Annotated in this window: 25 protein-coding genes; 18 read left to right on the top strand and 7 right to left on the bottom strand. The window is 44.6% G+C overall.

Annotated elements, in window-relative coordinates; genetic code table 11:
* Positions 1-11: 11 nt before the first annotated feature.
* Entirely contained in the window at positions 12-755 is a 744-nt protein-coding gene (locus AC2Q9J_RS00270) for a ThuA domain-containing protein (protein WP_499036285.1), read from the bottom strand.
* A gap of 33 nt (positions 756-788) precedes the next feature.
* Positions 789-1,949 carry a Gfo/Idh/MocA family protein gene (locus AC2Q9J_RS00265; RefSeq protein ID WP_499036283.1) on the bottom strand — a complete coding sequence of 387 codons (1,161 nt, stop codon included), beginning with the start codon at positions 1,947-1,949 and terminating at the stop codon, positions 789-791.
* Between the two features lie 227 nt (positions 1,950-2,176).
* On the opposite strand from AC2Q9J_RS00265, the gene AC2Q9J_RS00260 reads away from it, so the two are divergent.
* From AC2Q9J_RS00260 to AC2Q9J_RS00250, 3 genes are all read left to right on the top strand, one after another.
* Complete coding sequence (locus tag AC2Q9J_RS00260; protein ID WP_158241195.1) at positions 2,177-2,515, top strand: SCP2 sterol-binding domain-containing protein; 339 nt, start codon at positions 2,177-2,179, stop codon at positions 2,513-2,515.
* Between the two features lie 230 nt (positions 2,516-2,745).
* Entirely contained in the window at positions 2,746-3,417 is a 672-nt protein-coding gene (locus AC2Q9J_RS00255; RefSeq protein ID WP_499036281.1) for a hypothetical protein, read from the top strand.
* A gap of 104 nt (positions 3,418-3,521) precedes the next feature.
* Positions 3,522-3,746: a hexameric tyrosine-coordinated heme protein gene (locus AC2Q9J_RS00250; RefSeq protein ID WP_084245765.1), complete on the top strand. Its 225-nt coding sequence runs from the start codon at positions 3,522-3,524 to the stop codon at positions 3,744-3,746.
* Positions 3,747-3,819: 73 nt separating this feature from the next.
* Here the strand turns inward: AC2Q9J_RS00250 and AC2Q9J_RS00245 are convergent, their stop codons facing one another.
* Positions 3,820-4,554 (bottom strand): Bax inhibitor-1/YccA family protein, encoded by a 735-nt coding sequence (locus tag AC2Q9J_RS00245; protein ID WP_499036278.1) that lies wholly within the window; start codon positions 4,552-4,554, stop codon positions 3,820-3,822.
* Positions 4,555-4,787: 233 nt separating this feature from the next.
* Here AC2Q9J_RS00245 and AC2Q9J_RS00240 point away from each other — a divergent pair, with 233 nt between their 5' ends.
* Positions 4,788-6,629 (top strand): M6 family metalloprotease domain-containing protein, encoded by a 1,842-nt coding sequence (locus AC2Q9J_RS00240; protein ID WP_084245769.1) that lies wholly within the window; start codon positions 4,788-4,790, stop codon positions 6,627-6,629.
* Positions 6,630-6,756: 127 nt separating this feature from the next.
* The gene (locus AC2Q9J_RS00235) at positions 6,757-7,956 is read left to right on the top strand and encodes a cation:proton antiporter (protein WP_499036276.1); all 1,200 of its coding nucleotides are present in this window, start codon (positions 6,757-6,759) and stop codon (positions 7,954-7,956) included.
* Positions 7,957-8,009: 53 nt separating this feature from the next.
* On the opposite strand, the gene AC2Q9J_RS00230 is transcribed toward AC2Q9J_RS00235, so the two are convergent.
* Complete coding sequence (locus tag AC2Q9J_RS00230; RefSeq protein ID WP_499036274.1) at positions 8,010-8,747, bottom strand: GDSL-type esterase/lipase family protein; 738 nt, start codon at positions 8,745-8,747, stop codon at positions 8,010-8,012.
* Positions 8,748-8,910: 163 nt separating this feature from the next.
* Between AC2Q9J_RS00230 and AC2Q9J_RS00225 the strand changes: the two genes are divergently transcribed.
* The 9 genes from AC2Q9J_RS00225 (at position 8,911) to AC2Q9J_RS00185 (ending at position 16,766) form a co-directional block, all read left to right on the top strand.
* Complete coding sequence (locus tag AC2Q9J_RS00225) at positions 8,911-9,765, top strand: HD domain-containing protein (protein WP_499036272.1); 855 nt, start codon at positions 8,911-8,913, stop codon at positions 9,763-9,765.
* 40 nt (positions 9,766-9,805) lie between these two features.
* The gene (locus tag AC2Q9J_RS00220; protein WP_499036270.1) at positions 9,806-10,804 is read left to right on the top strand and encodes a macro domain-containing protein; all 999 of its coding nucleotides are present in this window, start codon (positions 9,806-9,808) and stop codon (positions 10,802-10,804) included.
* A gap of 81 nt (positions 10,805-10,885) precedes the next feature.
* Entirely contained in the window at positions 10,886-11,536 is a 651-nt protein-coding gene (locus tag AC2Q9J_RS00215; protein ID WP_499036268.1) for a vWA domain-containing protein, read from the top strand.
* Positions 11,537-11,678: 142 nt separating this feature from the next.
* A complete protein-coding gene (locus tag AC2Q9J_RS00210; RefSeq protein WP_499036266.1) occupies positions 11,679-12,536 on the top strand; it encodes a YsnF/AvaK domain-containing protein in 858 nt (285 codons plus the stop codon).
* A gap of 123 nt (positions 12,537-12,659) precedes the next feature.
* A complete protein-coding gene (locus tag AC2Q9J_RS00205) occupies positions 12,660-13,526 on the top strand; it encodes a DUF2382 domain-containing protein (protein ID WP_499036264.1) in 867 nt (288 codons plus the stop codon).
* Positions 13,527-13,689: 163 nt separating this feature from the next.
* The gene (locus tag AC2Q9J_RS00200; RefSeq protein ID WP_499036262.1) at positions 13,690-14,940 is read left to right on the top strand and encodes a serpin family protein; all 1,251 of its coding nucleotides are present in this window, start codon (positions 13,690-13,692) and stop codon (positions 14,938-14,940) included.
* 115 nt (positions 14,941-15,055) lie between these two features.
* On the top strand, positions 15,056-15,547 hold the full coding sequence (locus AC2Q9J_RS00195) for a DUF1648 domain-containing protein (RefSeq protein WP_499036260.1): 492 nt from the start codon (positions 15,056-15,058) through the stop codon (positions 15,545-15,547).
* 188 nt (positions 15,548-15,735) lie between these two features.
* Complete coding sequence (locus AC2Q9J_RS00190; RefSeq protein ID WP_499036258.1) at positions 15,736-16,341, top strand: TetR/AcrR family transcriptional regulator; 606 nt, start codon at positions 15,736-15,738, stop codon at positions 16,339-16,341.
* Positions 16,342-16,568: 227 nt separating this feature from the next.
* Entirely contained in the window at positions 16,569-16,766 is a 198-nt protein-coding gene (locus tag AC2Q9J_RS00185; RefSeq protein WP_499036256.1) for a hypothetical protein, read from the top strand.
* A gap of 56 nt (positions 16,767-16,822) precedes the next feature.
* Here the strand turns inward: AC2Q9J_RS00185 and nadA are convergent, their stop codons facing one another.
* The 3 genes from nadA to nadB are packed head-to-tail and all read right to left on the bottom strand — an operon-like array spanning position 16,823 to position 20,330.
* Entirely contained in the window at positions 16,823-17,917 is a 1,095-nt protein-coding gene (gene nadA, locus AC2Q9J_RS00180; protein WP_499036255.1) for a quinolinate synthase NadA, read from the bottom strand.
* Complete coding sequence (gene nadC, locus AC2Q9J_RS00175; protein ID WP_499036253.1) at positions 17,914-18,768, bottom strand: carboxylating nicotinate-nucleotide diphosphorylase; 855 nt, start codon at positions 18,766-18,768, stop codon at positions 17,914-17,916. Before nadC ends, nadA begins: the two co-directional genes overlap by 4 nt.
* Positions 18,768-20,330 (bottom strand): L-aspartate oxidase, encoded by a 1,563-nt coding sequence (gene nadB / locus AC2Q9J_RS00170; protein WP_499036251.1) that lies wholly within the window; start codon positions 20,328-20,330, stop codon positions 18,768-18,770. The genes nadC and nadB overlap by 1 nt, the downstream gene beginning before the upstream one ends.
* A gap of 100 nt (positions 20,331-20,430) precedes the next feature.
* On the opposite strand from nadB, the gene AC2Q9J_RS00165 reads away from it, so the two are divergent.
* The 4 genes from AC2Q9J_RS00165 to AC2Q9J_RS00150 all read left to right on the top strand — a co-directional run bounded on the left by AC2Q9J_RS00165 (position 20,431) and on the right by AC2Q9J_RS00150 (position 23,340).
* Positions 20,431-21,564, top strand: coding sequence for an IscS subfamily cysteine desulfurase (locus AC2Q9J_RS00165; RefSeq protein WP_499036248.1), 1,134 nt, complete (start codon positions 20,431-20,433; stop codon positions 21,562-21,564).
* Positions 21,565-21,616: 52 nt separating this feature from the next.
* Positions 21,617-21,817: a hypothetical protein gene (locus AC2Q9J_RS00160; RefSeq protein ID WP_499036246.1), complete on the top strand. Its 201-nt coding sequence runs from the start codon at positions 21,617-21,619 to the stop codon at positions 21,815-21,817.
* Positions 21,818-22,087: an OsmC family protein gene (locus tag AC2Q9J_RS00155; protein ID WP_499037316.1), complete on the top strand. Its 270-nt coding sequence runs from the start codon at positions 21,818-21,820 to the stop codon at positions 22,085-22,087. It abuts the gene before it with no gap.
* 101 nt (positions 22,088-22,188) lie between these two features.
* Entirely contained in the window at positions 22,189-23,340 is a 1,152-nt protein-coding gene (locus AC2Q9J_RS00150) for a glycerate kinase (RefSeq protein WP_499036244.1), read from the top strand.
* Positions 23,341-23,600 lie beyond the last annotated feature (260 nt).

Here is a 23,600-nt window from a genome sequence, read left to right as displayed (position 1 = left end):
TTACTCCTCCTTCACTGGCTGTCGCCCATGCCGGTATAGTTTCCGGCATTTCCAGAAGCTGCATAGCTGTGATTGTTGGAATCTCTGTAGAGTGTTTTTCCTTCAGCCGCCCATAAAAATCCTCTTTTCATCATCAACGAAACTTCAGGCATCGCCATGATATCCGCTGAATGGCCCAGCGAATTGTAGAATACGCGCCCAGCGCCCCAGCGCTTTGTCCAGACAACCGGCATGTCGACAGCTTTGTTTGGGGTATGCGGCCCTTCCGCAACAGGGAAGCGGGTAGTGGCAAGCACTTCTACTGCCGGATCGATATGCAGATAGTATTGTTCGCTGACGACTTTGAAATCGTTCATTCCTTCTAAAAGAGGGCTCGAGGAATGTTTAATGTTGACCATATATTCGATCCCATCATTGCCTGGATGAGCGACCCAATTGCCGCCCGTCATAAATTGCCAGTCCACATTTTTTCGGAAAGAATCGCACATGCCGCCGTGGCTGCCAGCCAGACCGACACCGCTGATGACAGCTTCCGAGACATTGCGTACATATTGTGGATCGATTTCTCCCATCGTCCAGTTGGGGACGATCAAATCAAGCGCTTTTAGTTTTTCAGCATCTGCGTATGCATCAAGTGTATTCGAGATTTCTACGTCAAAGTTTTCGGCAACGAGCAGCTCTTTATAGATTTCTGCGACTTGTTCCGGCTCATGGCCGTCCCAACCACCTTGGACGATCAATGCTTTTTTCTTCACGGACTCCACACTCCTGTCGGTTCATATTTATTTTTAAAGGCTGGATACTTCAATCCATTTTCTTTGCTTGATGGATAATTCAACAGCTTCAAGAACTTGCTGGCATTTGACACCGTCATTGAAGTTGGGGACAGGCTGGCGGTCTTCCTTAAGTGCATCCATGAATTCCACGAAAGCATGGGTAAACGTATGTTCATAGCCGATTGGATGTCCGGCTGGCCACCAGGCGCCAGAATAGGCATGCGCCGGATCGGTTGCGAGTACGCGGCGGAATCCTTGGACGTCATCCTGGTCGTCGGTGAAATAAACTTGCAATTCGTTCATTCGTTCAAAGTCGAAAATGACACTGCCTTTGCTGCCGTTGATTTCAAAAGAGTTTGTGCTGCGGTGTCCTGTTGCGAAACGGGTGGCTTCAAAACTGCCTAATGCGCCGTTTGCAAAGCGGGCCATGAACAGTGTCGCGTCGTCAACAGTAACAGGACCGGTTTTGGCTGAATGTCCGCCTGTTGCCGATAAACCAGCCGTTTCATCCGGAAGCGGCCGCTCTTTTATGAACGTTTCACTCATGCCGATGACATCAGCGATATCTCCGATAAGAAAATGGGCCATGTCGATCAGATGCGCTCCTAAATCACCATGCGCTCCGGAACCGGCAATTTCTTTCTGAAGCCGCCAGGCGAGGGGGAAGTCAGGGTCGACCAGCCAGTCCTGTAAAAACCAGGTCCGAAAATGATGGATGTCGCCCAATCGGCCACCGTCTATCAACTTTTTCGCCAGCAGCACAGCAGGGGCAAAACGGTAATTAAAGCCGACCATATGCTTCACGCCTGCTCCTTCCGCCGCTTCCAGCATGTCACGTGAATCCTTTAAAGAAAGTGCCAACGGTTTTTCGCAGTAAAGGTGTTTGCCGGCATCCGCCGCTGCGATTGCAATTTCCTTATGGGCGTTGCTCGGAGCGTTGATGTCGATCAAGTCGATATCATCCCTGGATACAAGATCTTTCCAATCGGAAGTATATTCTTCCCAGCCAAATTGCGTGGCGGCAGCTGTGACAGCATCAGTATTGCGGCCGCAAATCACTTTCATGTTCGGTTTTATGCGGTCCGGGAAGAACATAGGCAGCGCCCGGTAGCCGTTGCTGTGTGCTTTACCCATGAATTTATAGCCGACCATACCGATATTCAATGAATTCATCAAATCATCCCCTATCTTTGTTTACTTGCTAAACAAACTTGGCTTTATTTTCTCGAATATTTAAAATTCTGTCAAATTTAAGAATTCATTTTTAGGATTTTTTTAGAAAATATACTATTTCTGCCAGGAAAGAGGAATCACAGGGTATCGGATAGAATAAAACAAAAGGTGCCATCGAATAGGCTTTTGATTTGGAACCATTTATAGATTAAAAGGGGATGAAGAGAATGACAGCACGTACATTGGATGTAACAATGCAGAAGATAGAGAAGGAAATCAATGATAATCCTGAACCGATTTCAGGCATGGATACGGTTTATAAGTTTGAGATCGATGGGGAAGTATTTCAGATGCGGTTAAAAGATCAAAAAGCCGAACTTTTATCTGAATCGGATAAACAAGTGGACTGCACACTGAAAATGTCGTATGACAATTTCCAAAAATTCCTGAATGGCAAATTGAATGGCATGACTGCTTTCATGACGGGGAAATTGAAGATTGATGGAGACATGACTAAAGCATTGAAGCTTGAAAGCGTCGTCAAAAAATACGACTTGAACATCTAATTGATTGTGCAGATAGACGGAAGCCGGCTTAGCGAAAAACGCTGAGCCGGTTTTTTATGGAAAACTTCCGATAAGCCAACTATTTTCAGAATTATTCGAACTATATATTGAAAACATACGTTCTGTTTGGTATGATGTGTTTACTTAGATATGGGATGGCGGATCACTTTGCCGCTTGTTTAACTGATGCCTCTTCAATAAAGACATTATAAATTTGGAGGAGGATTTTTATGTTTCAATCAGCAAAGGAATTGGAAAATCTCTTTAACACGGAAGCAGCTTTCTACAAACTCCAGACACACGGCAAAATTCATCTCTGCCGCAGTCTTGCGGCAGTCCGGAGAAAGGGCGCAGAAATTGAAGAAGAACCGGATGCGTTATTTGTGTTGCTGAACCCGGGGAGATGTCTGCCGGTTGACGGTGAAGAAACCATTTCAATGCTAACCGGAGAAGTGGAAGTTCTCCCTATGCTGCAGGCAACACCTGACAATACGATGTATCAGCTGATGCGGCTGATGGATCGGATGGGGTGGAATCATATCGAGATCATCAATCTGACCGATGTATTAACAGGGAAGTTTGAGGATTATTTGGAATGCCAGGAATGGATGAAGCTTCATCATGACAATCGACACAGCATCTTTTCCATTGACCGCTATCCTGAGCTGTTGGAGCGTGTAGAAAAAGCGGGTGTGGTCATTGGGGGATGGGGCGCCAAATCGAAGATATCATCCGCTGCGGAGGAAGCGAATACGATCTTGTGGGAAATTGCTGAAGTAAAAGGTCTGCGATACAATCAGCACCCGCTTTATTATCATCCGTTTCCTTGGCTGCAAACTAGATGTGTCATGTGGCTGGATGATATGGAAGAGCAATTGAAACGTGTAGGTGAAGTTGTTTGATAGGCATTTAAAGAGAGGGAATAAACATGAATCCTTAAATAAGATTGAATTGTCTGAAAAAATAGGTTAAGTTTAGAGTAACTTATATATAAGGAGATGATTGGATGGCAGATTGGCTGACCAGTTTGCAAACGGAGACACCGCAACAGGGATTTGAACTTGCATTGATATTGGCGAGAAAAGGGGTGGCATATACTCAGACTTCTGCAGAAGTACGTGAACGTCTGCGCCCGGAATATGCGGAAAACGCCGACAGCCTTACAATGGCTTCACAAGTAGTAGCGATACATTTCCAGACAGTCGCCGCGGCAAACGGTTACTGGAGATGAAAATAGGAAAGCCGCAGCTGGATAATCACCAGTTGCGGCTTTCGTTTGTTTTATGACTGTCAAATCGATTCGTTTATCTGCTGCGGATTTTCGACAGCAGACGAAGAATCTCCAGGTAAAGCCATACTAAAGTGATCAGCAGACCGAAAGCCCCGTACCATTCAAAATACTTGGGCACCCGGCTGGCCGCGGCGTTTTCGATAAAGTCGAAATCAAGCACCAGGTTCAGTGCGGCAATAATGACGATGATGACACTGATGGCGATGCCGATTGGGGACGAATCGTGCAGATAAGGGACATTGAATCCGAAGAATCCACCAATGAACGATACCAGATAGACAAGGAAAATAGCGCCAGTTGCAGCTATTACGCCCATCCGGAAGTTTTGGGTAACCTTGATCAAGCCGGATTTATAAACTAACAGCAAACTGAATAACACAGCTATGGTCAACAATACCGCCTGAAAGACGATGCCTCCGTATTGGGCTTCGTATTGAGCGGATATTGCACCAAGGAACAGCCCTTCAAGCAAAGCATACAGCGGTGCTGTAAAAGGGGAAACTTTTGGGACGAATATAGTGATCAAAGCCACAATCAGCCCGCCGATTGCGCCTATCAAGATAAGCGGCAAAATGCTGCTGGGATTTTCGACAAATTGATTCCAGGAATAGACGAATGTGGCCAATACCAGAAGGATCAGGATAAATGTTCTGTTGACTGTACCGCCGATTGTCATCGTTTGGCCCGAACCGACCGTATCGAATTTTTCAAATGCTTCTTTTTTCAAACTTGGATTTCCGCTTCTCAAAAATTTTCACCTCTTCATATTTACGTGCAGTTTCATTATATCCTTCAGTACGAAAATGACCAAACAACTTTTGTTGCATAAACAGCCATTTCTAACTTTGCTTTATTCTGACAGATAAAACATGTATAAAGAGCTATGTATTAAATTGACAAACAAACCTTTCCTCCTATTCAAAATATATTGAATTATTTATACAATTTAAAAGTACAAAATAATATTTAGGGGGACGAATGATGTTGAAAGTATTATCTACATCCGCAATAACGCTTGCCTTAGTGGGCGGCGCAGTATTCGCTGGCGTAAACAACAGCGACTCAACTGTTGAAAAAGTCAGCCATAAAAGTGAATTGAGCCTGGCTCATTATGTTGGTGCTTCACCAGAACTCGCAGATCGGGCGAAGGAATTAGGAATTGATCTGTCAAAAGCTGATCCTGCTGAAAAATTGGCAAACAATAACGGCAAAAAATTTGAGGCGCCTGGTGATAACCACGCTGCTTACAATGTGACAGAAGGCGATGTACCGGTACTCGTGCTTTTAGCAAAATATAAAGACGGTGACGAGCCAATCGGTGACATGCCAGGCCAAGTGCCGGCTGAATATTACGAAGACCTGATTTTCGGTGATGAGTACAATCCTTATGAACTGGAACAGTTCAAACAATATGCTGAGCATAATGGCGTTGCCGTGCCGACGGACCGTACGATGCAAAATGTATATAAAGAGTCCAGCAATGGCAAAGTAAATCTGGTGCGTAAGGAAAACACCGATTTTGCATGGGTCGAATTGCCAAAAGGCGCTTCTTATTATTTGGATCAGGAAGGCACATATGCTGAAAATGGCAAATATCTTTTAGGCAACGCTAACGGAGATGCTCATACAGGTGAATTTGTCCGTGATTTGCTGAAAGCGGCAGATGATCAGATCGACTTTTCTGAATACGCTGTAGACGGCGAAGTGCCGAATATCTTTGTTGTCCATGAAGGTACAGGCGCAGAATTCAGCCGTGACCCGGCGCAGTTCTGGTCACATAAATGGAGTCTTTTGAGCGCATTATTCTACGGCAAGTATTATGAAACAGGTAAAGATGCTGCTACTCATGCAGGAGTGTCACAAGGGGAATGGATCAACGATACTATCGCCAACGAAATGACCTATGACGGCGTACTTGTCAATAACTACAACATCCAGCCGGGAATCGGGGGCAACGTAGCGGGTTATGACGCGGCGACGGATTCTTATGATGAGTCTCTTGCGACAGGGCCATTCCCTGCACAGCCTGGCGTTTACGCACATGAATTCGGACACGCTTTAGGTTTGCCTGATTTTTATGACACAGTTTATTCTTCCGAAGGCGTCGGCAACTATTCAATGATGGCTGGCGGATCTTGGATGCGCTATCCGGATGCTGCGGCATACTCAGGAAACTCACCGACTCTATTTGATCCATTCTCGAAAATCTTCCTTGGATGGGCTGATCCGATTGACGTGAAACCTGGTGATGAGCCGCAGACGATTACATTGCCTCCGGTCAACGAAGCGTCAGCTGACAGCGGAATTGTGAAAATGGAAGTCCCTGGTTCAAACGGCACAGAATACTTCCTGTTCGAGAACGTTCAGCAAAAAGGATTCAACCAAGGATTGATCCGCCAAGGTGAAGATGCGCATGGCCTGCTTGCTTGGCATGTGGATGAAAACATCATAAATCTTTATCAGACAGCCGGATTCCGACCGAATAACGTTGAAAACTGGATGAACAAACGCTTCCAGTACAACCAGTCCGAAACAGCTTCTGATGGCACGAAAGTGACGCATTATGGTTTATCTGTGCTTCAGGCTGACGGTAAATATGATCTTGAGAAGAACGTAAACCGCGGCGACGCTGCCGATTTCTTCAAAGCCGGCGATGAGATCACACCGGTTTCAAGTAATGTCCACTCAGGATCTTACTACTTCTGGAAAGGGCAGAATGCGACACCTGCCGATTCAGGGATCCATGTAACGGATATTGTGGAAAACGAAGACGGTTCAATTACAGCCAAGTTCTTCTATAACTCTAATTCAAGCAAGAAATAACTAAGATCAGCAACAAAACCGCGATTCTCTATTGAATATAGAGAGGCGCGGTTTTTTATGTTTGATTATAAGTTTTTAGGCTAATAGATATAGAGGCATCTTAAAATCAAAAAAGAAGGGGGCAGCTATGTTTACTCATCAATTGCTGGTTTTGCTGTTTATCGGCTACATCATTTACACAGTCGACATCAAAAAGAATTTCTTTCCGGTGCCGGTGGTATTGGTGGCTATAGGATTAGGCTTATCATTCATCCCATTCTTTGATGGATTTAATATCTCCAAAGATATTATATTCAATGTTTTTCTTCCGGCCATTCTTTTTACTTCCGCTTACCAATTTCCTTTAAAACAATTAAAGGAAAATATTGGTATTATCATCACTTTGAGTACATTGGGCATGATTGCCACTGTATTTTTGCTCGGACTTTCGATATATCTTGCCGGCGGCTTGTTTACGGCAGTGTCATTTACTGCAGCCTTCCTATTGGCGGCAATCCTTGCGCCTACTGATCCGGTGTCCGTGACAGCTATTCTGAAGGAAAGCAGCGGTGCTGATCAGATTGCTGATGTGGTTGAAGGGGAATCCATGATCAACGATGGTACCAGTATCGTTTTCTTCACTATTTTTCTGACTATGTTTCAGACCGGCGGCGGATTTTCACTCAGTAAATTCATATCTGAACTATTGCTTGTATCGATCGGCGGTATTTTGCTGGGGGTCACTATAGGATGGCTCATGAGCAAAACAATCAGATTTACTAAAGATAAGAAGTATCAGGTGATGCTGAGTATTGTCGGTGCCTATGGCGCATTTTATATCGGGGAAGCAATCGGGGTATCAGGAGTACTTGCAACTGTGGCTGCCGGCATATTTGTGTCCTATGAAATGAGCAAGGAAATCAAGGAGGATAATCTGCAGGAATCGCTTGATGGGTTCTGGGATATAACCACTCCCGTACTGCTTGCAGTGTTGTTTCTTCTCATCGGTATTAGAGGAGCTGACTATCTGGCATTTTCGGGCTGGTGGTTTGCTATTGTGATTTTTATATTTTCCATCCTTGTCCGGTATCTGGTCATTGGCGGTTTTATATACGGGGTCCCGAAATGGAGGCATGAATTTAAAAACGACTTTTCCACCATTACACTTACAACTTGGTCAGGGATAAAAGGGGCGATGTCCATTGCTTTGCTTCTTTGGTTGGAAGAAGCGACTTCCGGCAAAGAAGAAATTTTGGTTTCTCTGTCTTTTGCGGTAATTTTATTGTCCCTAGTAATTCAAAGTGTGGGAATCTATCCATTATCCAAAGTGCTGAAGGATCTGCAATAATTTTATAAAAATTGAAATAAACTCCAATCCCATGTGGCGGGATTGGAGTTTTTTTAATCAAGATTCAGAGCAACAATGCCGATATCAGCGAGTACCTGCTGGCCGGCGGCAGTTGGATGGATGTCATTTTGGATGACGTATTCGGCTTGATTGTCGCCAAATGCAGCATAGGCGTCTGCCACGTATACATTCTCATTCGAAGCTGCCAAAGCTGCGAAGGCCTGATTGATCCCGGGTAGAATGGGATCAGCAACATAATGAAGCGGATCATTCAATTGGAATGGATTATAAACATTATAAAGCACGATTGGAGCATCCGTCAGGGAGCGGGTTTCCGCTATAGCTGCCGCTATATTCGCAAAAACATCATCATTTAAAAGTTTTTGCATCAATAATTGCTGGAACAGCGGTTGTTTACCGCCGCTTTCCAGACCTGCTTCACGCAAAATTTGAAGTAAATCATTATTGCCGATCGTAATGGCTACATAATCTGCGTGGATGACCGCCTGGCGGTATTTCTGATCTGTTTGCAGCGCGCTCAGCAATTGCTCGCTTTGCCAGCCTGGGATGCCCAGATTACGGACACGTAAATCTTCTGATGCACCGATTAGATAAGGATAAGCAGTTTTGGCGGGATTCTGGTTGTTCTGCCCAAGATTATAACCGAAGGGAATGGATTCACCTAGTGCTACCAAAGATTCTTTTGCTTGGTCGCTTTTGGCGAAAGTGGCTGGCGACACGATCGAAGTCGCCAGCAATAAAACAGCCAGGCTTTTTGTTATTTTTTTCATCTACATTCTCCTTTCAATTTTATTGCAATTTTAGTATAAACTTATTTAATTGAATTGTCTGTTAAACGTTTTCGTCATAAGTTTCCTGTCAAGACTGACTCTTTATTTATGGTAAGATTAAAGCAATAGAAGGGCAGTTAAAATGGAGGGGCGGAAGGACATTATGAATCTGGTGATTGATAAGGCAGCTTGTTTTGCGGCTGTCAAACATGATGGTCAGTACCGAAAAGGCACGCATATTCCTTATATTTCACACCCGTTTGGCGTGGCGTTGATCCTTATGGAAGAAAAACAATCCGACAAAATAATTGCCGCTGGTTTATTGCATGACACGTTGGAAGATACCGAGACAAGTGAAGAAGATTTATTTAAAATCTTTGGCGAGGAAATTCTGATGCTGGTGAAAGCCGCTTCCGAGCCGGATAAGACATTGCCGTGGGAAATCAGGAAACAGCGCACCATCGAAAGGCTCCAATACCACTCCGTAGACGAACTCCATTTGATACTGGCAGACAAACTTCATAATCTGCGATCTATCCAGACGGATGCCAGTAAATTCGGTGACAGCATTTGGGCCCGTTTCAATAGAGGGAAAAGGGAGCAATGCTGGTATTATATGAGCATTGTCCGCGAATTGAAAGACAAAAAGCGTGAAGTGCCGCTGATCAGGAAGCTGGAAGAAGAAACGAACGAGTTGTTCATCGGCAAAAAGAAATTGACACTCCATGACATTCGATTGCTGTTCAACAGTATACAGATCGGCAAGATCTCAAATTATGATGGGTTAAATAAATCCCGGCTGTTGGCATTCGCCCATGAACTGCAGGAAGCTGCCAGGCGGAATGATTGCAGTGAAAGCGAAGGAGACGTTATTCGCAATCTTTTGAAGGAGCGAGGGCTGGACAATGAAATTCAATCCGAGGATGATCCGTTTATCTATGCTTATTTATATGAGTTGAAATTCCGGCTGGGCTGGAATGATGAAACTTTTCTCGATTATTTCAAAATTTATTATTAATAATGCTTCTATAATAACGCGTAAAAGGAGATAAAATAATATGCCGCTGGACATTGTGCGAAATGATATCACCAAGATGAAAGTGGATGCCATAGTCAATGCCGCCAATTCGGGTCTGAAGATGGGCGGAGGGGTATGTGGCGCCATTTTTCGAGCTGCCGGCGCTGACAAATTGCAAGTGGCTTGCGATAAAATCGGCCACTGCGCTGCAGGTGAGGCTGTCCAGACGGATGCGTATGCACTTGATGCCGATTTCATCATCCATACTGTAGGACCTGTTTGGCAGGGAGGACAGGCTAATGAAGAAAAACTGCTCCGCAACAGCTATAGGAATTCACTTGAACTGGCAAAATCGATCGGCTGCGAATCAATTGCGTTTCCGCTGATTTCTTCAGGCATATTCGGATACCCGAAAGAAGAAGCGTTGAAAGTGGCAATAGGTGAAATTGAGTCTTTTCTTACCACCAATGAAATGGATGTCTTTTTAGTCGTTTTCGATAAAACATCTTTTGGCATCAGCCGGAACTTGGTCGAATCCATCGAAGCCTATATTGATGAAAATCAAGTGGAGGCGATAGAAAAGCCCTATCCTCGGCGCAGACGTGTTGTTAGAGAAGAAATCATTTCTCAAAAAATGGAGCAGGAGTTCAAATTGGATTCTGCTATGGATATCAACTTGGAAGATGTCCTGAAAAATATGGATGAATCTTTTTCAGAACGCCTCTTCCGGTATATCGATGAAAAAGGGATGACGGATGCGGAGACTTATAAAAAAGCGAATATCGACCGGAAACTATTTTCGAAGATCCGTAATTCACCCAAGTACACGCCTTTAAAGAAAACAATTATCGCATTTGCTGTGGCGCTCGAACTGGATTTGCAGGAGACGGAAGATTTATTGGAAAAGGCGGGTTACCGGCTATCGAGAAGCCACGAATTCGATCTGATCATCATGTATTTTATCGAACGGGGGAATTATAAGATCCATGAGATCAACGAAGCTTTATTCGCGTTCGACCAGGTTCTGCTCGGTGCTTAAAATGTCGCTTCTGAAGCGACCAAATGGTATGCCCAGTGACGTATCCTTAAGTTGTTAAGATAACTTGAGGAGGAATAAACAATGAAGAATGAGATGACGGAATTGGTATTCGTACTGGATAAGAGCGGTTCGATGGCGGGGCTTGAAAAGGATACGATCGGCGGATTTAATGCATTGGTTGAGAAACAGCGTAAATTGCAGGGGGATGTCAGGGTTACTACAGTATTGTTTAATCAGAGCTATGAATTGCTGCATGACCGCATCTCGTTAAAAGGCATTTCGCCGCTGACCGAAGATGACTACGAGGTTGGAGGCACAACTGCATTGCTGGATGCGATCGGTTCCACGGTCCAGAAAATCGCAAATGCGCAGAAAAGGACCATGGAAGAAGAACGTGCTGATAAAGTGATGTTCGTGATCACCACAGATGGTATGGAGAACGCAAGCTGCGAATACAATTATAAAAAAATCAACGAAATGATTGCCTCGCAAAAACAGAAGTTCAATTGGGAATTCATTTTCCTCGGCGCCAATATTGACGCGGTCGCAACAGCGCGGCAATTCGGTGTTGAAGAGGAGTTTGCGGTGGAATATCATGCCGATCCTGAAGGAACCCAGCTGAATTATCAAGTTCTCAGCGAAGCTGTATCATCCTTCCGCACCGGTAAATCAATCGACCGGAACTGGAAGAAAGATATCGAAAAAGATTATAAATCGCGTGCAAAGAAATAAATAGGCAACTTCTAACTCTTCCTTAAGTGGAAGAGTTTTTTGTTTGTGCCCGGTGCGGCGATAGTTTTGATTGAAATGGCAAAGGGTAGTGAGTCTATAAAGACCTTGATGTTAAAAATCGATTGTTGGAGGTATCTATTCAATGGATAAAAAGAACAATAAATTATTCGGTTTTTTTGGCGGCCAAATGGAAGTTCAGGAAAAAATAGAAGAATTGAAAAATGAAGGCTATCCATCTGACAATATGTATGTGATCGCTAAAGACAATGAACAGATCAATGCCCTTCGCTCCTATTCTGAAGTCCATTTCAGTACGGAACAGGATGGAGACTGGATCGACAAATTCAAAGAAATGTTTTCAGGCAATCATTCCTTGAAAAATGTTTTCGAGGAAATGGGATTCACCACTGAAGAAGCGGAAGGTTACAACCGCAAAATTGAAAATGGCGAAATCTTTCTTTTTGCCGATGATGAAGTATATAACGAAAGCGACAGAAGCGCGTCAATAACTGCTACTGAACCGACCGGTCATTCCGACAATGATTTTGCGGATACACCCAAAATGAGCCGGACTGAACGGAGAAAGAAGCTGTCAGGCAATGGTGAGGAAAGCCTCTTATTGCACGAGGAACAACTGGAAGTCCATAAAGAGCGGGTTCAAACAGGTGAAATAAACGTCAACAAGCGCATTGTGGAAGAACAGCAGCATATGGACGTACCCGTAGAACGGGATGATGTGGTTGTGGAACGGCGGCCGGTAGCTGACAGCGGAAATCCGGATGAAGAGATCAAGCGGGAACCATATCAGGTAGGAGATGAACTTCATATACCTGTAATAGAAGAAAGGCTCGTCGTGACGAAGAAAGAAGTGGTCACCGAAGAAATTGTAGTGACCAAACGCAGGATTAATGAAACCGAGCATATTTCTGAAACTGTACGGCGGGAAGAGGTCGATATAGATGACAGGGATCTGCCGGTCAAAGGAAAAAATAATATGTAATATTGTGAAAATCCTTTAATACCAGGAGTTCAGAGCCTTAAAGGTTTAAATTGAGTGCCACGGGGTAGACAGATACTAGCTTCATCAGAAAGAAGACATCACAATTTAATTGGAGGTTTTATGATGGTGAACAATAATAATAACGACAAATTGGTAGGAACATTCGAATTACAGGCACAGGTTTTCAAGAAAATCGAAGAGTTGAAAGAACAAGGTTATCGTGAAGAGGATATGTATGTGGTAGCCAAAGATGGCGCAAATATCGATACTCTTCAGGATAAGACAAGAACCAACATCACGTCAGGTGATAAAGACAGCAATTGGAAAGATAAATTCACCAATCTGTTTTCCAGTGATGATACGGAAAGAAGTTCGTACCGCAATGTCAGCGATGACAACACGCGTGATACGGATTACGGCAGCCATGTAGAAAACGGCCGCATTCTGTTATATGTAGACCGCGATTATGCGGGGACTTCCGGCACATTCGCATCAGGCAGCAGAACTGCTGCTGACTCAGATATGAGCCGAAGCAATTATTCTGGTGCTGGTACCGGCACCGGAAGAGGTACTGAAGAAGAAAGCCTAAAACTGCATGAAGAACGTTTGAATGTAGACAAGGAACGTGTGCAGACAGGTGAGGTTAATGTCGGCAAACACGTTGTGGAAGAAGATCAATCCATCGATGTTCCAGTTGAGCGTGAAGAAGTATACGTGGAACGTCGTCCGGTCAACGAACAAACAGGTTCGGGCTTAAATGATCGGGATGGTTTTAACGAAAAAGATTCGATTCATGTCGATGTCAATGAGGAACGTGTAAATGTTTCGAAAGATGATGTCGTCAGTGAGGAATTGGTTGTCGGAAAACGTAAAGTCAAAGATACAGAACATGTCAGCGAGACGGTACGCCGTGAAGAAGCTGATATTGATGAAGATAATAACGCCAATAAAGGCTTGTTCAATGACAAGAAGGATAAAAGAGGATTATAATACGCTCCTCGGCAATAGCTAGAAATAACGAAGCCGCTCCAGCTGTTTGCTGGAGCGGCTTTTTTTATTTGGATTAATTGTGCTGGCTGCATCGTTGATAAGCTCGAAGATATTGTAACTTTCCCCATTCTTAACAGTCTACTGTATAAAGGTGGGTGAGCAGATGACGAAAAAAAGAATGCTTACAGTTTCAGTAGCTATGATGATTTTGCTGACAGGATGCGGCTTGTCAAAAGGGGCAAGCGGTCCAGGCAGCCTGGAACCGTCAAGAAATGCGGAATTCAAGGAAGACGATTATTTGGAGATAGTGGATGCCAGTAATCTTTTGGGCATGAATTTATTGTCCGAAGTCAGTGGAAAAGGTGAAGGGAGCAACCCGTTTATCTCTCCTGTCAGTCTTTATATGGCACTTTCCATGCTTTATAACGGGGCTGAAGGTGCCACGAAAAATGAGATTTCGGAAGTATTGGGAGTGAAGGGGATAGAGGCGGGTGACTTGAATCAGGCGAATGCCTCACTGATGTCCATCCTAGCTTCTGACACGGAGGAGATAGAACTTCGGATCGGCAATTCCATTTGGCTGAACGATAATTACCATTACCAAGAGAACTTCGCCGCAAACAACCGTGATTATTTTAATGCGAAAATTGAGGAGATCGATATCTCGGATAATGCATCAGCGGTTGAAATCAATGATTGGGTACAAGAGGCGACGAACGATAAAATAAAGAACATGGTGGAAGAACCTTTAGACTCGAATATTACGGCTGTACTTTTGAATGCTGTTTATTTCAAAGGGGATTGGCAGCATAAATTTGAAGCCGGCGCAACGAAGGAAAGCACATTTATGGGGGAAGGAGGGGAAAAGAGCACGGTCCAAATGATGAAATTGGAAGAAAGACTCTCATATCTCGAAACGGACAGTTTTCAGGCGGTCTCACTGCCTTACGGGGAAGGCGAAATGGATATGAAGTTATTTTTGCCTAGAGGCAGTTCAAGTCTGGAAGAATTCAGAGAGACGCTGAATACAGAAAACTGGAAACGATGGAACGCAGAATTCAGCGGCCGGCAAGGAAAAGTCTTGATGCCGAAATTTAAAATGGAATATGAAATTATATTGAATGATGCAATGAAAGAACTGGGTATGCCAAGCGCTTTCGATGGAAATGCAGAGTTTCCTTATATAGTCCAAGAAGATGCTGAATTAGTGGTCACTTCAATTGCCCAAAAAACTTATCTTGATATTAATGAAGACGGAACCGAAGCAGCTGCGGCGACTTCAATTACTGTAGGAGAATCCGGGGATGCAGAGCCACCGTTTATGATGAAAATTGAAAGGCCATTTTTCCTGGCCATTACAGATGTTGAGTCAGGCGCTATCCTTTTTATGGGTGAAATAAAAAACTTGGAGTAATGAGCTTCTTAAATTTATATTCAGGCCATTCCGCTGATCAAGTGGAATGGTTTTTCCTTTGTTGAAACTTTAGAGGATTTTTTTCGTAAAATAACTGGAGAGGGGAGGGGAACCGATGAAGAAACAGCCTGCAATGAAAATACCGAAATCTTTGTTTGCAAAATTCTTGGATTGGCTGACGATTTTTGTTTTCGCTGCTGTCGTCATTTATCTCATCACCCAGTTTTCTTCTTTGCCGGACAGAGTTCCTGGACATTATGACGGAGAAGGCAATGTCGACAGATGGGGAAGCAAAATGGAATTGTGGATTTTACCAGGGGTTGCAGTATTGCTGTGGATTCCGATGACAGTCCTGGAAAGGTATCCGCATCTATTCAATTACTTGAATTTGAGAGAAAACAATATCGAAGCGCAATACCGCAACGGCCAATTGATGATCAATGTGCTGAAGAATGAATCCGTCCTTTTGTTCAGTTTTCTTATCTTCCAGGGAATTCGTGTGGCGGCCGGTGCTGCAGAAGGTTTGGGTGTATTCTTCATGCCGATCTTTCTGTTCGTAATTTTCGGTAGCGTGATCATATTTCTGATAAGGATGCTCAGACTCTGAATGCCGATGAACCCCTGTAGAAAGGGGTTATCCAGTAACCCACAGGGAAACGGGGTTATCCACAAAGCGGCAAAGTTATTAACTTTTTGATGATACGAGTGTATTAATTAGATTCCGGGCATTGAATTTATTTGATACACCTGTATCATATTTATTGAATAATAAAAGTATTCTGATAAAATGGATGTATGCCAAAACTTATAGATCACGAAAGCAAAAAGCTGGATATCGCACATGCCGCATGGAAAATTCTTTTGAAGGAGGGTATGGAAGGCGCGTCAGTAAGGAATATCGCAAAGGAGGCCGGAATTACACTGGGAGCGTTGCGTTATTATTTCACATCACAGGAAGAACTATTGGCTTATACAGAAGACCTGGTTCATGCCAATCTGGCTGAACGGACATCGGAATTATTTATGGCGGATCTGCCTCCTCAGGAAAAAGTGCTTAAGCTGCTGACAGGCTTGCTGCCTGAAAGCGGGGGCGGGGACTCGGCACCTGAGGCGCGGCTCATTTTCAAACTGCATTCTAAATACTCGAGGAAAGCCTATGATAGAGGCCGCGACAGCGTCTACCAGGCTGTGAAATCAGTGATGTCCAACCTTGTGATGTTGAATCTTTTGAAAAAAGACACGGATCTGAGTTTGGAAACGGACAGGCTCTACGGCTTGATGGATGGCCTGGCGCTGAATTCTATGCTGCAAGGGGCGGAAGGGAATCCTGAAAGGACAAGGGGTATCCTGGAAACCCATTTAAAAGCTATAAGCAAGGAGCAAAGCGGGGGTCAATATTGACCTCTGTTTTTTATTTATGAAGTGTTTTATTTATAAGTTAAATAGCTATACAAAGTTAATCAGTATCTATACATAGTTGTTTTGTTTACATAATAAAAATATGAAATAACTAAATCGAAAGGTTTAGAATCTGAAAAATTAAGGTATAAATCAATAAACTTTCATTTATCTTCAATTTGAAATAAAATAAAGGGAAGCAATTTATCCCTAAAGAGGAGTTGAGACCGATGAGTTTAGAAACGATCAAAGGTTCTAGTATGATTGTAAAAATGACGCGCACTTTGATGAACGAAGGCTGGTCATTTACTCCCAATGAATTTGATGTAATCATTAAAGCCGAAAACAAGGCAACCGGTGAATCCATCCATTTCCCATCGATCGGAAACTTGAAGACCTGGATTTATCAAAAAGCATTGAGCTATTAATAGTATAGAAAATCCCGGCCATCAGAAAGTTGATGGCCGGGATTTTCATTTTTTATTTATAGCATCTTCTCCAAAGCCGAAACCGCTTCTTGGGCGGTTTTTGAGTCGACAGAAATCCTGTTGATCACTCTGCCTTCCATCAATTCTTCCAGTGCCCATGTTAAATGAGGCAAGTCGATTCTATTCATTGTCAGGCAAGGACACATATACGGGTTAAGGGATACGATATCACGGTCAGGATAATCTTTGATCAGGCGGTTGACGAGATTCATTTCAGTGCCGATCGCCCATTTTGAACCGGGTTCTGAAGCTTCGATCATATCAATGATGTATTTCGTCGAACCAGCGTAATCAGAGATGCTGACGACTTCATAAGTGCATTCCGGATGGACGAGAATATTGCGGTCCGGTTCTTTGTCCCGCAGAATTTCCACATGTTTCGGCAGAAAGTTCATATGTACGGAACAATGTCCTTTCCAAAGTATAACCTGAACGTCTTCGAGTTCACATTTCAATTCAAGATTTTGTTTAATTGGATCCCAGATTGCCATCTGCTCTAGTGGAATGCCCAATTTTACTGCAGTGTTTCTTCCGAGGTGCTGGTCGGGGAGGAACAGCATGCGCTGCTTTTGTCCAAGTGCCCATTCCACCATTTCAACGGCATTCGAAGAAGTGACCGTAGCGCCGCCATTTCTGCCGACAAAGGCTTTTATGGCTGCAGTGGAATTTACATAAGTTAGGGGAACAATCGTGTCACCGAAATATTCCTGCAGATTCAGCCAGGCCCGCTCGGTCTGGTCGATATTTGCCATATCGGCCATCGAACAGCCCGCTCGCATGTCTGGCAGGATGACTGCTTGTTCCGGTGTAGTCAAAATGTCGGCTGTTTCAGCCATGAAATGGACGCCGCAGAATAAAATAAAGTCCGCAGTCTGTTGCCCGGCAATTTGTGAAAGCTGGAGTGAATCCCCAGTAACATCAGCATAACGGATCACTTCGTCTTTCTGGTAATGGTGGCCCAAGATAAATAAACGGTCACCGAGAATTTGTTTTGCGCGTGCAGCGCGTTCATGCAGCTCGCTGGCAGGCGCTGTTAAATATTCCGATGGCATAGCGTCAGCCATTTGAAGTTCATCCATTAATGAAGTCATTGAGTAATAGCCTCCTTATGTGAAATGCTTAAATTCATACTCATATCAAGATTGCTGACACTGTGTGTCAAAGCGCCGATGGATATGACATCAACGCCGGTGTCTTTGTAATCCTGCAATTTTGCCAAATCGATGCCTCCTGATGCTTCAGTGCGGATAGGAGGGGGCACAAGCTGGACCCAGTGTTTCATGGTTTCGGGCGTTTGATTATCGAACATGATGACATCAGGTGATGCTTCTATCGCTTCCATTAATTGTTCTTTTGTTTCCACTTCAACCTCAACCATCATCATATGGCCATGCGCAGACCGCGCTTTTTTTACAGCATCCGTAATGGAACCGGCAGCAGCTATATGATTGTCTTTCAGCATCACCGCATCGTATAGGCCGTTGCGGTGGTTAAATCCGCCGCCAGCTCTTACCGCATATTTTTCGAACATGCGAAGGCCAGGGGTCGTTTTTCTCGTATCGACGATGCGGGTGTGGGTGGTGCCAAGTGCATCCACACATTGTTTTGTTAGTGTTGCAATTGCACTCATGCGCTGCACAAGATTGAGAAAAACCCGTTCACCCGACAAGATTTGCGATACTTTTCCAGTAATCCGGACAATCGGATCACCTGCTTTGACTGTGTCGCCGTCTTTTTTTAGCAATTCCACTCTAACCAACGGATCAAGAAGAGTATAACCCCAGTCAAAAATATGTACTCCGGCGACTATGCCTTCAGCCTTTGCTCGTACAATTGCTTCACCTTCATCCGTGTCATTAAAGATGACTGACGAAGCGTCACGTTCCCCGATGTCTTCAATTAAAAAGTGCCTTAAAGCTTTTTCTGCTATTAATCTGTTCATTAAACAGTCTCCTTGCTGTGAATTTTTCGATTTGTAATCGCCGATCCGGCTATAGACAGTTCAATCACTTTTCCTTGCCATTCGTCTCTTTGGGAAGGCGTGTCTGTCCTGAAATGCGCGCCTCGGCTTTCATTGCGTAAATAAGCGGCGGCCGCAAGCAGTGAACACGCTGTTGTTTGATGGTACTTACTGATATTTTCATTGCTGAGCGCCAGCAGGTCATGAACCGGAAGCAGGGGGTATTCTGTGATAAACGCGCTTAATTGTTCTTTGTTCCGCAAGATGCCAATGGAGTTGGTCATGCTCGAACGCATCAACTCCATTTCAGAAAAGACGAAAGGGGCGGGATGCATTACGGATTCTGGGACACGAACCTGAATTTCGAAGGGCTCAGCAGAAACCGTGTTTTGTTCAACTAAATGATCTGCCAGCCTTTTTGCGAAAACAATTGCTTCGAGCAGCGAGTTGCTTGCCAGCCGGTTGGCGCCGTGGACGCCGCTGGACGCTACTTCTCCGATGGCATACAAGCCGCCGATATTCGTCGCGCCTTTGTCGTCCGTTTTCACGCCGCCCATATGAAAATGAGCTCCCGGCCGAACCGGCAGCAGATCCTCAGCTGGTTCGATGCCGTGAGCACGGCAATTTTTCCAGATTGCGGGGAACTTGGACCTGAATCCGTGGATATGCCGCGCATCGAGAAAAACAGGACCTTGCTTTTGCCAATGCCATTCGATGGCGCGGGCAACGATATCCCGAGGAGCAAGTTCCCTTAAAGGATGAACATCACGCATTATGGCGCCGCCGTCTTTATTGACCAAAAACGCACCTTCACCGCGGACAGCTTCTGAAATAAGCCCTTTGGATTTTCCGTCGATCGTCAAAATAGTTGGATGGAACTGGACGAACTCGAGATCTTCCAAAACAGCTCCGGCGCGATAAGCGAGCGACAAACCTTCGCCTCCTGCTACAGGTGAATTGGAAGTGTGGCTATATAATGCGCCGATTCCCCCTGTTGCAAGGACGGTATGGCGAGCGAGTATCACTTTTCGTTGCCCATTTCGATCGCTTGCAACTGCGCCGAAGCATTTTCCGTTTTCCGTAATGAGTTCGAGTGCCTGGTGATGGATCAATAAATGAATTTTATTTTCGTTTTTCTTCATTAAATACTCCATCAGAATTTTTCCGGTCTGATCGCCGCCTGAATGCAGGATTCTGCGGGTGCTGTGTGCGCCTTCCATCCCGAGTATCGGTTGTCCCGATTCGTCCTGATCGTAGGGCAGTCCTTCCGCCATCAGTTTTTTGACGGCAATTTGCCCATCACGTGTCAGCATCCCGACCCGTTCGGAGCTGGCGTGGCCTGCTGTCGCCAGTAAAGTATCTAAAGCGTGTGCTTCCGGTGAATCGGTTATGTCGAGGCTGGCTGCGATTCCACCCTGTGCCAGAGTCGAATTAGCGATATCAGGAGCATATTTTGTCAATACGACAATCTTATAGGAAGGAGGCAGAGAATGAGCGAGCATCAAGCCGGCTGCTCCGCCGCCGATAATACAAACATCAAACAAAACTTTACACCTTCTTTACAAGTGTCTTGACACTATTAATGACATAAAGATACAGTGAATACAAGGCTAAAATGCATTTTGAAGGGATTTTGATAAAGAGATGAAAAGCTATTTGGACGCAGCGGCTACAATTCCCATGAGAAAAGAAGCTTTACAGGCATATTTGGAAACTGCGGAACAGGCATACGGCAATACACAAAGCCTTCATGATGCCGGAACAGAAGCGGCGAATTATGCGGATTCCTGTCGGCGGATCCTGGGAAATTTATTGGATGCCAGACCTGAAGGATTTTACTTTACCGGCAGTGCCTCTGAAGGAAATCAATTGGCCATCCGTTCGTTATTGAAAGGGAGACCCGGACATTGCAGGAAAATCATTTCGACATCTTTGGAACACGCATCTGTACTGGCCGTTTTGCACGAGTTGGAAAAGGAAGGATATATTGTGGAGTATTTGCCGGTAGACGAATTCGGAAATCTGAACCGGAAAGAATTTGAATATGCGGTGGATGAACAAACGGCACTCGTCATTATGCAGCTGGTCAATTCTGAAATGGGGGCGATCCAGGATGTTGCCTATTGTGCGGCGTATGCCAAACGCTTTGATGTTCCGCTTCATTCGGATATGGTTCAAGGTTTAGGTAAAATACCTGTTAATCTATCGGAAAGCGGAGTTGCCTCCGCTGTTTTCTCAGCTCATAAAATTGGCGGACCCAAAAGCGTCGGCATCGTATACGTAGATCCCAGCATCCACTGGCAATCTGTTTACGAGGGAACGGTCCATCAAAACGGTTTCCGCGCGGGAACGATTGATGTTCCGGGAATTGTATCCGCCACAATCGCTGTTAAAATCGCAGTGGCGGAACAGCCTGAAAATTTCAGGAACGCCAGGAAGCTGCAATCGTTTTTGCTTGAACAGCTGCCGGCCAGTGTGATTCCTGCAGGCGATCCGTCGACTAAATCACCTTTTATCCAGGGATTATTATTGCCGCATGTAGAAGGGCAATGGATGATGCTAGAGTGCAATCGCCATCAAATTGCGATTTCCACCGGAACAGCCTGTAAAATTGGAGCGGGAGAAGCGATGTCTGCAATGCTGGCGATGGGGATTGAAAGTGACGTGGCCAGAAAGTTCATCAGAATTTCGTTTCATCGCGGAACGACTGATAAAGATCTGGTGAATTTCCTGGAGACAGTGAATAATTCATTGCTGCCAAAAGAAACACTATTTTAATTTGCGGAATAATCCGTTAATTGATATCCTTACAAAAAGGAAGGAGATATTTGTGAGTGATATTATTGAATTGACGAAGATTACGATTTTCCAGAAAGACACAGCCAATAAAATACGCGAAGCTTATATCGGTGATTTTAAAGAGCCGGTCATGTTCGGCGTCCACGGCGGCGTGCGTGAATTTTATGGAGTCGACACCGATCCTGAATATCCATCTACACTGGACCATATTGTAGCTGCCGCGGGCGGCTGACTGGTTGGCACATTATCAGGCGCGCTGGAAGCGCGTCATATACCGACTTCACCAGACAAAGTCAAAGCGGATGTCCAAGGCACCATCGAAGCGCCGGATGGTGTTTTGAAAATCACCAAAATCAGCTGCCATTACCATGTGAAAGTGCCTGCCGGCAAAGAAGACGCCGCCGAACGGGCTCTAAAAGTGTTTGACAGAGGATGTCCTGTGGCACAGACACTCAAAGGCGCAGTCGATATTGAACACACATGGGACATTGAGAGTTATTGATTTTATAAATGAAAAAATATTCACGGGAAGGCGTGTCTTAACATAAGGCGCGTCTTCTCTATTATTGTTATGGAATTTTGCTGAATCTCAGGAGGTTCATTATGAAAATCATTATTGCGCCGGATTCGTTCAAAGGTTCGATGACGAGTATGCAAGCGGCATTAGCCATAAAACGGGGGATAAATGAAATAAATCCGCTGGCTGAAACAATTCTTTTGCCGATGGCTGACGGCGGGGAAGGGACAGTGGATGCGATTCTATGGGGAAGCGGTGGAGAGAAAATAAGCTGCCGTGTTCAAGATCCACTTGGCCGGGAAATTGAGGCGGCATATGGATGGATTGAAAAAGATAAAACAGCGATTATTGAAACAGCCGCCGCTTCAGGTTTACCTTTACTGAAGCCAGGGGAACTGGATCCGAAAAACGCATCCAGTTTTGGTACCGGACAATTGATAAAAGACGCACTGGAACAGGGAGCAGAAACGGTCATACTCGGGCTAGGGGGAAGTGCGACAATCGATGCGGGCACGGGACTGTTTCAGGCGCTGGGCGTGAGGTTCGTTGATGATGAGGATAGAGAACTTGTAAATATCGGCGGCCTATTGGAAAGGATCGCCGCGATGGATCTATCGAAATTGGATGACAGACTTGTAGCCGTTCGATTTATCGTAGCCAGCGATGTGACAAATCCGCTTTTGGGAACAGAGGGAGCGATTGCGGTGTTCGGTCCTCAAAAAGGGGTCGAACAACATCAATTGAGCCGATTCGAAAACGGCATGCGGCATTTTTCCACAATCGCCGCGCGGGCTGCCGGCAATGATAAAAGAGAGGAACCGGGAAGCGGAGCGGCAGGAGGCATCGGTTTTTTATTGAAAACCTTGCTTGACGTTGAATTTCAAAATGGGCTCGAATTGATTGTCGGTAAGGTCCTACTGGAAGAACAGCTTGTCGGCGCTGATTTAGTGTTGACCGGAGAAGGCCGCATAGACGGACAATCTTTATTCGGCAAAGTCCCTGTCGGCATCGGTCGATTGGCAATGCAGTACAATGTGCCTGTTATAGCGTTTGCAGGATCGATTGGTTTAGGAGTAGAAAATCTTGGGACGGAAGGCGTTATTGAAGTCATGCCGATTACAGGAGGGCCGATAGGACTTGAAGAGGCTTTGGCCGATGGAGAAAATCTCTTATACAAGGCATCCAAACGGCTCATGAACTTCATGGAAATTGGAAATACGATAGGAAAGAACAATTAATATCTGGTTTAAAGCCTGCGATTACTGAACCCGCTCATATAAGAGCGGGTTTTTCTATGAAAATTAATAATATCTTAATAAATATTCTGGTTCTTTTTTAAGTAATCAGGGCTATAATAAGGAATAAATCTAACAGTTAATTACAAATATTTATGAAACTTTACTCTTGCTCAATCGTTAAATTAATTATAGATAAATAAGTCCCGATAAAGCCTAAGTCTCCGGTCGCATATATTAACAGTCTGGCGCCTGATGTGAGT

It is taken from the genome of Planococcus sp. RAB007_Raresut (assembly GCF_057369535.1).
Note: the sequence above shows the minus strand (reverse complement) of the source record. Positions and strands in the feature narration are given on the sequence as shown.